This is a genomic window from Mycobacterium sp. E2327 (genome assembly GCF_001672675.1).
Lineage (GTDB): Bacteria > Actinomycetota > Actinomycetes > Mycobacteriales > Mycobacteriaceae > Mycobacterium.
The window spans coordinates 1-13,654 of record NZ_LZKE01000217.1 but is presented as its reverse complement, the minus strand read 5'-3'; the positions used below and the strand labels follow the sequence as shown (position 1 = coordinate 13,654).

Annotated in this window: 8 protein-coding genes; all 8 read left to right on the top strand. The window is 67.2% G+C overall.

The features are described 5' to 3' along the window. The first annotated feature begins 41 nt into the window (after positions 1 to 41). A complete protein-coding gene (gene pheS / locus A5712_RS24645; protein ID WP_068111262.1) occupies positions 42 to 1,085 on the top strand; it encodes a phenylalanine--tRNA ligase subunit alpha in 1,044 nt (347 codons plus the stop codon). Continuing rightward, positions 1,085 to 3,571, top strand: a complete 2,487-nt coding sequence (gene pheT, locus A5712_RS24640) for a phenylalanine--tRNA ligase subunit beta (protein WP_068111259.1) — start codon at positions 1,085 to 1,087, stop codon at positions 3,569 to 3,571. The genes pheS and pheT overlap by 1 nt, the downstream gene beginning before the upstream one ends. 134 nt (positions 3,572 to 3,705) lie before the next feature. Further along, entirely contained in the window at positions 3,706 to 5,097 is a 1,392-nt protein-coding gene (locus tag A5712_RS24635; protein WP_068111256.1) for a PE family protein, read from the top strand. Between the two features lie 277 nt (positions 5,098 to 5,374). Then, the gene (locus A5712_RS32540; protein WP_068111253.1) at positions 5,375 to 6,928 is read left to right on the top strand and encodes a PE family protein; all 1,554 of its coding nucleotides are present in this window, start codon (positions 5,375 to 5,377) and stop codon (positions 6,926 to 6,928) included. A 323-nt stretch (positions 6,929 to 7,251) separates the two neighbouring features. Beyond that, entirely contained in the window at positions 7,252 to 8,778 is a 1,527-nt protein-coding gene (locus tag A5712_RS24625; protein WP_082973647.1) for a PE family protein, read from the top strand. A 353-nt stretch (positions 8,779 to 9,131) separates the two neighbouring features. Continuing rightward, positions 9,132 to 10,163: a PE family protein gene (locus A5712_RS32535; RefSeq protein ID WP_068111312.1), complete on the top strand. Its 1,032-nt coding sequence runs from the start codon at positions 9,132 to 9,134 to the stop codon at positions 10,161 to 10,163. Positions 10,164 to 10,453: 290 nt separating this feature from the next. Next, positions 10,454 to 11,869 carry a PE family protein gene (locus A5712_RS24615; RefSeq protein ID WP_068111247.1) on the top strand — a complete coding sequence of 472 codons (1,416 nt, stop codon included), beginning with the start codon at positions 10,454 to 10,456 and terminating at the stop codon, positions 11,867 to 11,869. A 609-nt stretch (positions 11,870 to 12,478) separates the two neighbouring features. Continuing rightward, the coding region (locus A5712_RS32530; protein ID WP_156766755.1) for a PE family protein at positions 12,479 to 13,654 on the top strand (1,176 nt) is incomplete at its 3' end.

Genomic DNA, 13,654 nt, shown 5'->3' with positions numbered 1-13,654 from the left:
GGCGCGTTCAACAGCCTCGTCAGCAAGGAGAGTGCCGCCGCGTGGGCGATCAACCCGTCGACCTGTCGCCGGAAGCGTTGGCCGAGGCGGTCTCGGCCGCCCGCCACGCCATCGCGGGCGCCGACGACCTGGACGCGCTGGCGCGGGTCAAGACCGAGCACCTCGGGGACCGCTCGGCGCTGGCGCTGGCGCGCCAGGCGCTGGGCAGCGTCCCCAAGGACGAGCGCGCCGACGCGGGCAAGCGCGTCAACACCGCGCGCGGCGAGGCCCAACGCTGCTACGACGAGCGGCTGGCGGAACTGCGCGCCGAGCGCGACGCCGCGGTCCTGGTCGCCGAGGGCATCGACGTCACGTTGCCGTCGACCCGACAGCCACCCGGCGCCCGGCACCCGATCACAATCCTGGCCGAGCACATCGCCGATACCTTCATCGCGATGGGATGGGAGCTGGCCGAGGGACCCGAGGTCGAAACCGAGCAGTTCAACTTCGACGCCCTGAATTTCCCGGCCGACCACCCCGCCCGCAGCGAACAGGACACGTTCTACATCGCGCCCGAGGATTCCCGCCAGCTGCTGCGCACTCACACGTCGCCGGTCCAGGTCCGCACGCTCTTGGAACGGGAGCTGCCCGTCTACATCATCTCGATCGGCCGCACGTTCCGCACCGACGAGCTCGACGCCACCCACACGCCGGTCTTCCACCAGGTCGAGGGCCTGGCGGTGGACCGCGGCCTGTCGATGGCGCACCTGCGCGGGACGCTGGATGCGTTCGCGCGCGCCGAGTTCGGGCCGACCGCGCGCACCCGGATCCGGCCGCACTTCTTCCCGTTCACCGAACCGTCCGCCGAGGTCGACGTGTGGTTCGCCAACAAGAAGGGCGGCGCGGACTGGGTGGAGTGGGGCGGCTGCGGAATGGTCCATCCAAACGTGTTGCGCGCCGCCGGAATTGACCCCGAGGTCTACTCCGGCTTCGCCTTCGGCATGGGCCTGGAGCGCACCCTGCAATTCCGCAATGGGATCCCGGACATGCGTGACATGGTCGAGGGTGACGTCCGGTTTTCGCTGCCGTTCGGGGTGGGTGCCTGATGCGCGTCCCCTTGAGCTGGCTGCGCGAGGTCGTGACGGCCGGCGCCCCAGGCTGGGACGCGACGCCCGACGACATCAAGCAGACCCTGGTGCGCATCGGCCACGAGGTCGAAGAGGTCGTCACCCTGGGCCCGGTCGACGGCCCGCTGACGGTCGGGCGCGTCACCTCCATCGAAGAGCTCACCGAGTTCAAGAAGCCCATCCGCGCCTGCCTGGTGGACGTCGGCGAGGATAAGCCACGCGAGATCGTCTGCGGGGCAACCAACTTCGCGGTCGGCGATCTGGTGGTGGTGGCGTTGCCCGGCACCACGCTGCCCGGCGGCTTTGCCATCACGGCTCGCAAGACCTACGGCCGCAGCTCCGACGGCATGATCTGCTCGGCCGCCGAACTCGGCATGGGCGCAGACCATTCCGGAATCCTGGTGCTGCCACCCGAAACCGCCGCGCCGGGAGCCTCGGGCGCCGACGTGCTCGGCCTCGACGACGTCGTTTTCCACCTGGCGATCACTCCCGATCGTGGCTACTGCATGTCGGTGCGGGGCGTGGCGCGCGAGATCGCGTGCGCGTACGACCTCAACTTCGTCGACCCGGCCGACATCAAACCGCTGCCGGTCGAGGGCGAGGCCTGGCCGCTCACGGTGGACCCCGAGACGGGCGTGCGCCGGTTCGCGCTCCGCCCGGTCACCGGGATCGACCCGACCGCGGTGTCGCCGTGGTGGCTGCAGCGCCGGCTGCTGCTGGCCGGTATCCGCGCGACGTCGCCCGCGGTGGACGTCACCAACTACGTGATGCTCGAGCTCGGCCACCCGATGCACGCGCACGACCGCAATCGCATCACCGGGGGCCTTGCCGTGCGGTTCGCCCGGCCCGGCGAGACCGTCGTCACGCTGGACGACGTCGAGCGGCGGCTCGATCCGGCCGACGTTCTCATCGTCGACGACCAGGCGACCGCGGCGATCGGCGGCGTCATGGGCGCGGCCACCACCGAGGTGCGCGACGACTCCACCGACGTGCTGCTGGAGGCGGCCGTGTGGGACCCGGCGGGGGTGTCGCGTACCCAGCGCCGGCTCCACCTGCCCAGCGAGGCGGCCCGCCGCTACGAGCGCTCCGTCGACCCGGCCATCTCGGTCGCCGCCCTGGACCGGTGCGCCGCGCTGCTCGCCGAGATCGCCGGGGGAGCGGTGTCGCCGACGCTGACCGATTGGCGGGGCGATCCGCCGCGCGAGGACTGGTCGCTCCCACGGATCCGGATCAGCGTCGACCTGCCGGACCGCATAGCCGGGGTGGCCTACGGCCCCGGCACGACGGCCCGGCGCCTCACCCAGATCGGCGCGGCGGTGGCCGAAAACGACGACATCCTGATCGTGACGCCGCCGAGTTGGCGCCCCGACCTGTTGCAGCCCGCCGACCTCGTCGAGGAGGTCATGCGGCTGGAGGGGCTGGAGGTTATCCCGTCGGTGCTGCCGGCGGCCCCGGCGGGGCGTGGCCTCACCGCGGCGCAGAAGCGGCGCCGCGCGATCGGCAAGTCGCTGGCCCAATCCGGTTACGTGGAGATCCTGCCGACGCCGTTCTTGCCCGCCGGCATCTTCGACCTGTGGGGGCTGCCCGCCGACGACCCGCGGCGCGCGACCACGCGTGTGCTCAACCCGCTGGAAGCCGACCGCCCGGCGCTGGCCACCACGCTGTTGCCGGCGCTGTTGGAAGCCTTGGGGCGCAACGTCTCTCGCGGCATCGTCGACGCCGCGCTGTTCGCCCTGGCGCAGGTTGTTCAGCCGACCGACGAGACCCGCGGTGTCGAGCTCATCCCGGTCGACCGTCGGCCGACCGACGCCGAGATCGCGATGCTGGACGCATCCCTGCCGCGACAACCGCAGCACGTCGCCGCGGTGCTGACCGGCCTGCGTGAACCGCGCGGCCCCTGGGGCCCCGGCCGCCGGGTGGAAGCCGCGGACGCGTTCGAGTCGGTGCGAATCGTGGCGCGCGCCAGTGGGATTGATGTTCGCTTACGGGCGGCCCAACACCTGCCGTGGCATCCGGGCCGGTGCGCCGAGGTACTCGTCGGGGAGACGTGCGTGGGTTATGCCGGGCAGCTGCACCCCGCCGTGATCGAGCGCTCCGCGCTGCCGAAGGGCACCTGCGCGATGGAGCTGAACCTCGACGCGATCCCCATCGTGGACGTGCTGCCGGCGCCGCGGGTGTCGCCGTTCCCGGCCGTGTTCCAGGACGTCAGCCTGGTGGTGGCCGCGCACGTGCCGGCCCAGGCGGTGGCGGACGCCGTTCGCGAGGGGGCCGGCGAACTGCTCGAAGACCTGCAGCTGTTCGACGTGTTCACGGGTCCGCAGATCGGCGAGGACCGCAAATCCCTGACGTTCGCCCTGCGCTTCCGGGCGCCGGATCGCACGCTGACCGAGGACGACGCGAGCGCGGCCCGTGACGCCGCCGTGCGGCGCGCCGCCGAGGTGGTCGGCGCCGAACTGCGCGCCTGAGGCCGGCGCCCCGGATCTACGACCCCTGCCGCGGTTTTCTACGCCATTTGGCCGATGGTCTTCGTTGGCGACGCCGAAAAGATCTTACTTGCAAGTAAGAACGGGTCATCGGGCAAACAGCCGAGGGGATTGGTATGTCGTTTCTGAGCGTGGCGCCGGAGCTCCTACAGGGAGCCGCACAGCAGTTGGCAGGTGCTGGTTCGTCGCTGGCCGAGGCCGCCGCGACCGCGACGGCTCCCACCACCGAGATCGCCGCCGCCGCCGGCGACGAGGTGTCGGTCGCGATCGCCGCGATGTTCGGGAACGCCGGACGCGAATTCCAGGCGATGAGCGCCCAGGCCCAGGCCTTTCACTCGGAATTCGTCTCGTTAATGAACGCCGGGGCCGGCGCCTATGTGAGTGCGGAGGCCGTCAACGTCGAGCAAGTCCTGCTGGACTTCGGTGCCACTGTCGCGGCCCCGTATCAGGCGTTGGTCGCGAACACGGCGAACAACCTGCAAAGCCTCGGCGGTGCGATCGGGGGGAACCCCGCGCCGCTCCTGAATCAGTTCCTCAGCAACCAACTCGGGTATGGCCAGGCCGTCGCGACGGGATTCCAGAGCGCGGTGGCGAACCTGCCCGCCGAGCTGGCCAATTTGCCGACGAACATCTCGGCGCTCTCGGCGATCAACCCGGCGTCCCTCGCGCAGCAGCTCGTCAACCAACAAATCGGCTATGCGCAGTTGATCACCACCTCGCTGCAGAACGCCGGCAACGATTTCGTGGCCGGTTTGACCGCGCTGCCGCTGAACCTGCAGACCGGTCTTCAAACCATCATGTCCGGGGACGTCACCGGAGGGTTGCTGCAAGTCGGCGGCGCCTTCTTGGCCCCCGTCTTCACCGACCTCAACGTCACCGTCGACCCCGTCACCGGGCTCCTTGATATCGTGCCCGGCGGCGCGTTGGGGGACCTGCTACCCATCCTCGGCATCCCCGCGCAAATGGCGCAGAACTTCACGAATCTGCTTCCGGCCGGGACGATTCCGGCAACGGTGGCGCAGCACGCGACCAATCTGTTCACGACGCTGACGGATGTGTCCCAGACCCTGGATCTCAACACCGGCAACCTGCACATCGGGTTGCCCGTGGTGCTCGCACTTGACGCGCTGGGCCCGCCGATCACCACGCTGCAGGCGGTCGGCTCGAGCGCGAGCGCTTTCATCGGCGCGGTGCAAACCGGCGACGGGCTGGGGGCGGTCGCCGCACTGATCGATGCCCCCGCCGTCATCGCCAACGGCTTCCTCAACGGCCAGGCAGCGCTGCCGCTGCCGTCCCTGCTCGGCGGTCCCGGCGGTATCGAGACGATCACCGCGATCCCGGTCGGCGGGATCCTCACCCCCCTGCAGTTCGCCTCGCTCAGCATTCCGGCGCTGGGACCGGGATCCATCACGCTGAGCGGCACAGCCTTCGGGGGGATCCTCCCGGGCCTGCTGGTCTTCCTTCCCGAAACTCTCGCGCAGGCGATCGGCGCGCCGCCGCTCGGATAGCTGTTCGGCTACCCTGAGCTGCGGTGTTGGGCGCACCGCGTCCGAAACGGTTCGCAAGCGCAACGATTTTCGGGAAATCCTTGCGCCCGTATTGACAAAAGACGACGCCTTATTAGACTCACGTCTGTCTTGCTTACCCGCGGGTAAGTTTACTGCTCGGTAAGCGACAGCAAGAACAGTCGAGGGGGGCCTCGCGCACGTCCGCGCGAGGCCTTATTCGGCTGTGTCCATGTGGGTGACCACTGGTCATCGTCCAGTGGCCGAGGAGAGGATGGATATGTCATTTGTGATCGCAACGCCGGATCTGGTCGAGAGCGCGGCCGCGGATTTGGCGGGTATTCGTTCGTCGCTGGTCGAGGCGGCAGCGACCGCGGCGGCTCCCACGACCGGGATCGTGACGGCGGCCCAGGACGAGGTTTCGCTTGCGATCGCATCGATGTTCGGCAACTTCGGCGAACAATTCCAGGCAGTCAGCGCGCAGGCGCACGCCTTTCATCAGCAGTTCGTCTCATTGATGAATGCCGGCGCGGGTGCCTACGCGAGCGCCGAGGCCGCGAACGCCGCGCAGACGGTGCTGGGCGGCGCGATCGAGCAGAGTCTCGGTGGGGTCGCCGGGGAGATTCAGTCTGGCGCGCAAGCGATTTCGAACGCGATCGCCGGCTCGCCGATCGGTTTGGGTTCGCTTCCGACGGGCGGGGCGTCCGCGCTGATGAACGGAATCGGATCGTTTGGAGCCACGGTCGCCGCGCCGTACCAGGCGCTGGTCTCGAATACGGTCACCAACCTGCAGGCCATCGGCAACACCGTGGTGAGCAATCCGTTCCCTTTCCTGCACCAACTCGTCAATAACCAGATCTTCTACGGGCAGGAGATCGCGACCGGTATTCAAAACCTGCCCGCCACGTTGGCCAACTTGCCGGCGACGATTCAGACTGCGCTGCAAGGCCTTTCGACGGTCAATCCCGGTGCAGTGCTACAGCAGTTGATCACCAGCCAGATCGCCGACGCTCAAGTCGTCGTCACGGGTCTGCAAAGCGCCGCCCATGATTTCGCCACCGGAATCCAAACCCTGCCGGGGGGCTTCCAGACGGCCGCCCAGGACCTCCTCGCCGGGGACAACGGCGGCGCATACGGCGCCATCAACCAAGCCCTCATCAACGCCTTCCTGCCTGGCTTCAATGGCGTTCAAGTTGGGCCGGGTGATACGTCAGTTGTCCTCGACATCGTCCCGATCGGTCCGTTGGGAGACCTTGCCCCGATCCTGGCAATACCCGGGCAGATGGCGCAGAACGTCACCAACCTGCTACCCGCCGGCTCTATCCCAGCCCAAATGGCGCAGCACGCGACCAATCTGGTCAGCGCCTTCACCAACCTGGGGACCACGCTCACCATCAGCAATGTCGCCGATCTGAGCTTTGGGATCCCGCTGCAGCTCATTTTGGACGGGATCGGTGGCCCGGCGAACGCGTTGAGCGCGCTCAACTCCACCGGGGTAGCCCTCGTAGGCGCGGCGCAGGCCGGCAACGCGTCCGCGTTCGCGGCCACGCTCCTCGATGCGCCGGCCGTCGTCGCCGACGCCTTCCTCAATGGCTCGATGCTCGTACCGCTACCACCGGCCGCTGTCACGTTGTTCGGCTTTACGCTTCCGTCGACCACCTACCTTCCGTTAGGCGGTATCCTCACCCCGCTCAGCCTGCCGTCGGTTTTCGTCGACCTCGGTGGAGGGGATCTCGCCCAGCTCGAACTCTCGGGCAGCACTCCCATCGGGGGCCTCATCCCTGGGCTCTTGAGCTTCCCGGCGCAGCTGGCGGCGGACATCGCCGCCACGTAATCGACCACTATTTAGTCGCTGCGGGGAGGGCGCCGGTGTAGGCCGGCGCCCTCCCTAGCTGCGCTTTCCAGCGTGACGTCCCCCAAAGTCGCAAAACCGTAGCGAAAGCTGTGAAAACGCAAATTGTCTTTTCCGTTACGCCCGACGGCTTATTAGGCTCGTGTCTGTCAAGGGTTACTGCCGGGTAAGTTCCCGGCCGGTAACCGGCAGCGGATGACTCGAGCGGGGCTTCGCGCCGCGCCGGCGCGGGGGTCCTCGTTGGTCTCGTACGGAATATCGGATGACCACCGGTCATCCGGCTAGTGCCCGAGGAGAGGGTGGAAATGTCGTTTGTGATCGCAACGCCGGACCTGGTGCAGAGCGCGGCCCAGGATCTCGCCGGTATTCGTTCGTCGCTTGCGGAGGCCGCGGCGTCGGCGGCCGGTCCCACGACCGGGATCGCCACGGCCGCTCAGGACGAGGTATCGGTCGCGATCGCATCGATGTTCGGGAACTTCGGCCAGGAATTTCAGGCGCTGACTGCCCAGGCGCAGGCCTTTCACCAGCAGTTCGTCTCCTTGATGAACGCGGGGGCGGGCGCCTACGCGAGTGCGGAGGCCGCCAACGCCGCCCAGGTCGTCGGTGGCGAGGTTCAGTCTGGCGCGCAAGCGATTTCGAACGCGATCGCCAGCTCGCCCATCGGTCTGGGTTCACTCCCCACGGGCGGCGCCTCCGCGGCGATCACCGGCCTCAACTCGTTCGGCGCTGCCGTGGCCGCGCCGTATCAGGCGCTCGTCTCGAACACGGTCACCAACCTGCAGGCGATCGGAAGCACGTTCACCGCCAACCCGTTCCCGTTCCTGCACCAGCTCGCCAACAACCAGATCGGCTACGCGCAAACGATCGGTTCCTCGATCGTGACCGGCATCCAAAACCTGCCCGCCGAGCTGGCCAGCTTGCCGGCGGCCATCCAGACCGGCATCCAGGGCCTGTCGACGCTGAACCCCGGTGGGCTGCTGCAGCAATTGGTCACCAACCAGATCGGCTACGCCCAGACCGTCGTCACCGGGCTGCAGAACGCCGGCACCGACCTCGTCACCGGGCTGAGCGGCTTGCCCGCCAGCTTCCAGGCGGCCGGTCAGGCCCTCGCCGGCGGCGACATCCAGGGCGCGGTGAACGCCGTCGCGCAGGGCTTGGAAAACGTTGTGCTGCCTGGTTTCCAGCCCATCAGCTTCGACATCGGCCAACTCGGGTCGCCCACCGCGACGCTCCTTCCGGTCACACCGCTCGGGCCGCTCGGAGACCTCGCACCGATCCTCGCCATACCCGGACAGATGGCGCAGAACGTCGCCAACCTGTTCCCCCCGGGGTCCATCCCCGCTCAGATGGCGCAGAACTTCGCCAACGTGGTCGAGACGCTCACCAACTTCGGGGCGACGTTTAATCCGGCGGACCTCGGCATCACCTTCGGCCTGCCCTTGCAGTTCCTCCTGGACGCGATCGGCGCGCCGGCCAACGCCTTGAGCGCGCTGAATTCGAGTGCGCTCGCCTTTGTCACGGCGGTGCAGACGGGCGACCCGTTGGGGGCCGCGGCAGCGCTGATTGGTACTCCGGGCGCCGTTGCGAATGGCTTCCTGAATGGCCAAACGTTCATCAGCCTGCCGACGCTGCCCGTCACCGTGACGGTTGCCGGCCAGCCGCTCTTGACCCTCAACTCGGTGGCTGAGGTCCCGTTGGGTGGGCTCCTCACTCCGCTCAGCCCCATTCAGCTTGGCGGGGGTGGGGGCCCGCTTCCGGGCACTCAAATCGGTGGCCTCATCCCGGGCCTGCTGAGCTTCGGGTCGCAACTCGCGGCGGTCATCACCCCCTGACGTCGCCGTCGCGAGCCGGCCTCTCGGCGGCAAAGCCGCACTAAAACCGCCGTTTCTCGCGTGGTGAATCGGTGCGACAAAGCCCCCCATTCATCTCGATGGCCGTCGGCGACGGTCGTATGAAGCGATGGGGGACCGGACTGCCGATCTATGAGCCCCAGCAACTCGCGCGGCGATCACCCCGCTGGATAGGCGCTGTTCGGCTCGAGTGGGGCGCTTTCGTGGCGAAATCGTGACGCCACACATGCCACGAAAATGCGCAATTTCCTCCGCTCGCACACTGGCCCCTTTAACCTCATATTCATCTTGGTCACCACCCGGTGATCCTCTTGATGAGCCGATGGGAGACGGCGATGTCGTTTGTCATTGCGCAGCCGGAATTGGTGCAGGCGGCCGCCCAGAACCTGGCGGGAATCCGCTCAGCGCTCAGCGAGGCGAGCGCCGCCGCCGCCGGCCCGACGACCGGGGTGGTGGCTGCGGCCCACGATGAGGTGTCGGGCGCCATCGCGGCGCTGTTCGACAGCTTCGGCCGGGAATACCAAGCCATCAGTCTGCAAGCTCAGGCGTTTCACGCCCAGTTCGTCAACCTGATGAACGCCGGTGCGGGGGCCTATCTCAGCACGGAAGCAGCGAATGCGGAGCAGGCCCTCGCGAGCGCAGTGAACGCTCCGGTGCAGGGGCTGATCGGGGGAGGTGCGGCCGCGGCGACCAGCGACGCGCTCGGAATCGCCGGCCCGTACGAAAGCCTGGCCACGAACACGGCTGCCAACCTGCAGAGCATCGGGAACACCTGGACCACGGTCACTGCGCCCGCCATGTTCAAGGCGATGAGCACCTACACCAACCCGCAGCTCATCCTCGGGGCGTTGCAGACCGGCAACCCGCTGCCCGTCCTGAGCACGGGCGGACAGTTCGCGCTGGGCTCCGCCAACCTTTTCCGCGACCTGATCGTTCCCGCCTCGCTGACCGTGACGTCCATTAATCCGCCATCGTTTGCCGTCGGACTGGGACTGCCGGAGGTGCTGGCTTTTGACGCGTTGGGCGCGCCAGTCAACGCCGGCCTCGCGGCATCACTAAGCGGCGCAGCGTTTCTCGAGGCCGTTGGCACGGGCAACCCACTGGCGGCGTTCACCGCGTTCGTCGACGCCCCCGCCAACATCGCCAACGCTTTCCTCAACGGCGAGCAGACGCTACCCGTAATGCTGGCGCCTGGCCTGACGGCCGACGTTCCCTTCTCCGGGCTCCTCGTGCCCGTGCAACCGTTTACGACGACGGCGTCGCTGCTCGGGACTTCGATCAGTGTCAGCGGCCCGCCCGTCGGCGGAATCGTTCCCGCCCTGCTGGACTACGCGCCGCAACTGCTTGCGTCCTCCTTCGGCGGCTAATTGACGCGCCTTCTGGCGCCTGTAGAGCGCTTCGCGCGGGCCTTGCTCGTCGTCGCCGATGGAAGATGGCGACCCAGGATCGTTGCCCCGGTCCGGATTATGTTGTCGCGGAGATAGTTTCGGTCATTCCGAGCTGCGTTGACGCCGCGCTCCTGCGTTCACTCGCCGGGGCGGACTGAGAGACCCGAGACAATCCTCGGTTTCCCCGAGCAAATCAAACTCACTATTCAACTCGTGTTTACTTCGAGTTTCACCGGGTAGCCCGTGCCGATGAATCGAGGTGGCAGGGCATGTCGTTTGTGATCGCGGCGCCGGAGGCAGTTGAGGCGGCGGCAGGGGATTTGGCGGGTATCCGGGCCTCGTTGGTTGAGGCGACGGGGCTGGTTGCGGGCCCCACGACGGCGATAGTGCCCGCCGCGGCGGACGAGACATCGGCCGTCGTCTCCGCGATCTTCGCCAAGGTCGGGCAGGAATTTCAAGCGCTCAGCGCCCAGGCCCAGGCGTTTCATGCCGAGTTCGTCAGATTGTTGACCAAGAGCGGGGTCGCCTACGCCGGAGCCGAGTTCGCCAACGCCGAACAGGCTGTGGCGAACGTGGTCACCACGCCAGTCGAGGCAGGGGCCGGCGCTGCCCAGGCCGTCAGCGCGGCCGGGCTGCTTGGTGGGATCCTCGGGAGTGGGACCCCGAGCGGCTCGCTTCTTGGCGGTTTGGGCTCGCTCGGGGGCGTCCTGGGTCCCCTGGGAAACCTGGGCTCGCTTGGAAACAACCTGGGCACCCTGCTGACGAGCGCGCTTCCCGGGTTGCCGACGACGCTGGCCGGCCTGGCGAATCCCTTTACCGGCGTGGCCAATTCGCTACTTCCAGGGCTGATCAACATCCAAGCTAGCTCGGGCCCCTACTTCACCGGCATCGCGGGACCATACGAAGCGCTCGTCTATAACACGGCGAACAACCTGCAGAGCCTGGTGGGTGGTTGGTTGGCCGATCCATTTCCGTTCCTACGGCAGGTCGTCGCCAACCAGATGAGCTACGGCCAGACTATCGCGACAGCACTGCAGACCGGTGACTACCAGCCCGTGGCTGCCATACCCGGCCGTATCGCCCAGAACGTCGCCAATGTCGTTGGGACGCTGACCAATACCGGAGTCACGTCATCGCTGGTGGTGCAGTCGCTCACGGTCCCCACCGACGTGACGGTTGACAACGCCGTCGGGCTGCCGTTGGTGTTCGCTGCCAGCCTGATGGGCCCGCCCGCGGCCACGATCGATGCGGCCGCCTACAGCGCGGGGACGTTCGCGACGGCCGTGCAGGCCGGGAACGCCCCCGCGGCATTCGCGGCACTTGTAGATGCACCCGCCTTCATCGTCAACGGCTTCCTCAACGGCCAGGCGACATATCCCTACGCGCTCAACCTGTCCAGTCTCACTGGGCCCGCCATCGGGAGCATCGCCAACGTCACCGTGGTCGCCGACTTCCCGCTCGACGGAATACTTCATGCGCCCGGCTATTACCCGGTGACGGCGACGGTCACGCTTCTCGACAACACTGTTCTGCCTCCGATCAACGTCAACATCGGGGCCGGCAGCACACCCTTCAGCGGGTTGGTGCCCTTCCTGGTGAATTACGTGCCGCAACAGCTCGCCCAGGCGATCGGCGCGCCCGTGTCACCCCCGCCGCTGATCTCGATAACCCTCCCAACCTTCTAGTTCGGCAGGTCCCAGGAGGGGCGTCGACGGAAAGTCCTTGTCACTCCTGCCTTTTCGGTACGCGGATACCAATTTGGTCTACTGTGACGCCCGGTAGCGCGGCGTGCCCCTGCCTGGCGGTCTCGCCGGTCCTAACCGCCTGACCGGATAAATCGGCGTGCCTGCGTTCAGCCAGTCGTCGCGACGGGCGGTTCTGGAAACGGCTTGTCATTCCCTTGTTTTCGGTACGCGAATACCAATAATGGATAAAATCGCGTTGCGATGTTTAAAACACGCGCCGTCCGGAAACCTTCTTATTCGGCACATGCCAAACGCGGTCACCTGCAGCCCAAATGCAACGACGAGGGAGGCCCAACGGACTGAAAATTGTTCAATAGCAAGGGCTTTGTACCTTAAGTATCGCGACCGCCGCGCCTACGGTATGCTAAGTCTCGTTCGGACCACACATCGGGGGCATTCGGGTCGCGCAGAATCGTAAATAGACGCGCCAGACTCGGTTGAAAACAATCATTTTCGAATGTGCTTGTGTGGCACACCATTACGCTCGCCTTGCCTCGATAATTCGGGCTTACAAACGTATATGTCGTTCATTCGCGTGGGGAGATGAACATGTCTTTCGTCGTTGCAGTTCCCGATCTCGTCGAGGTGGCAGCCCAAGATCTTGCGGGTATTCGCGCGTCCCTGGATGAGGTCACCCAGGCGATAGTCGCCCCGACCACCAGCTTGGCGCCCGCGGCGGGCGACGAGGTATCGGCCGCCATCGCCGCGCTTTTCGGCAACTTCGGGCAGGAGTACCAAGCGCTGAGCGCCCAGGCGGCGGCGTTCCACAACGCGTTCGTCAACACGTTAGGCGGTGGGGCGGCCGCGTATGCGGCGGCCGAGGTCGCCAACAGCGCCGCGGTGCTCTCGGGCGGCGGGAACCTGGCCGCCGAGATCGGTGGGGCGATATCCGGTTTGGGTGCCGCGATCAGCGGGTCACTGTCGGCCGGCTTGACCAGCAGCCTGGGGGCCTCGCTTGGCGGCACCATCGAAACGCTCTTCGGCGCCGGGCTCAGCGGAATCGCTTTCCAGACCGGTGGCCTGTTCCTGTCGGGTCTCGGCAACGGGCTGGTCCAAACCGGCAACGCCATCGTGCAGGCCGGGGTCGCCCTTGAAAATACTGGCGCGGCCCTGTCGGCCATGGGTGGTCCGCTCATTGCTCAGGCCAACGCCGCGCTTCAGGCGCTGCTGAACGCCAACTTCGGTCTTGACCTCAACGCGGCCTTGTCGGCCAGCCTGGGTGGCAGCCTAAATGGCTTGGCCGCCAACCTCGCCGCTGGAATCAACGGACTGGGTAATCTGGCCGGCAACCTCGGGGCGGGTCTCAACGGGGCGCTTCAGACCGGTGAGACGCTGGCGGCGAACTTCCTTGCGTCGCTGCCGGGCCTGCCCGCGCTGACGATCCCTAACCTGGGGGCGTTCGGTGTGCAACTCGGTGCTGCGCTGAATGGCTTGGGCGCCAACCTGAGTGCGTCGCTCAACGCGGCGCTGTCGGGGGCGTTGACGTTGCCGCCGATCAACCTGTCGTTGCCGGGCCTGCCGTCCTTCACGTTGCCGCCGTTCCCGGGGTTGCCGGCGATCACGCTGCCCAACATCGGCGCCGACATCAACGCCGCGTTGAACGCGGTGTTGTCCGGGGCGCTGACGCTACCGCCGATCAACCTGTCGCTGCCGGGCCTGCCGTCCTTCACGTTGCCGCCGTTCCCGGGGTTGCCGGCGATCACGCTGCCCAACATCGGCGCCGAC

What these genes read in the sequence shown, in the direction of transcription:
- pheT (WP_068111259.1), top strand. Translation starts at nt 1,085, where the DNA reads ATGCGCGTCCCCTTGAGCTGGCTGCGCGAGGTCGTGACGGCCGGCGCC.
- A5712_RS24635 (WP_068111256.1), top strand. Translation starts at nt 3,706, where the DNA reads ATGTCGTTTCTGAGCGTGGCGCCGGAGCTCCTACAGGGAGCCGCACAG.
- A5712_RS32540 (WP_068111253.1), top strand. Translation starts at nt 5,375, where the DNA reads ATGTCATTTGTGATCGCAACGCCGGATCTGGTCGAGAGCGCGGCCGCG.
- A5712_RS24625 (WP_082973647.1), top strand. Translation starts at nt 7,252, where the DNA reads ATGTCGTTTGTGATCGCAACGCCGGACCTGGTGCAGAGCGCGGCCCAG.
- A5712_RS32535 (WP_068111312.1), top strand. Translation starts at nt 9,132, where the DNA reads ATGTCGTTTGTCATTGCGCAGCCGGAATTGGTGCAGGCGGCCGCCCAG.
- A5712_RS24615 (WP_068111247.1), top strand. Translation starts at nt 10,454, where the DNA reads ATGTCGTTTGTGATCGCGGCGCCGGAGGCAGTTGAGGCGGCGGCAGGG.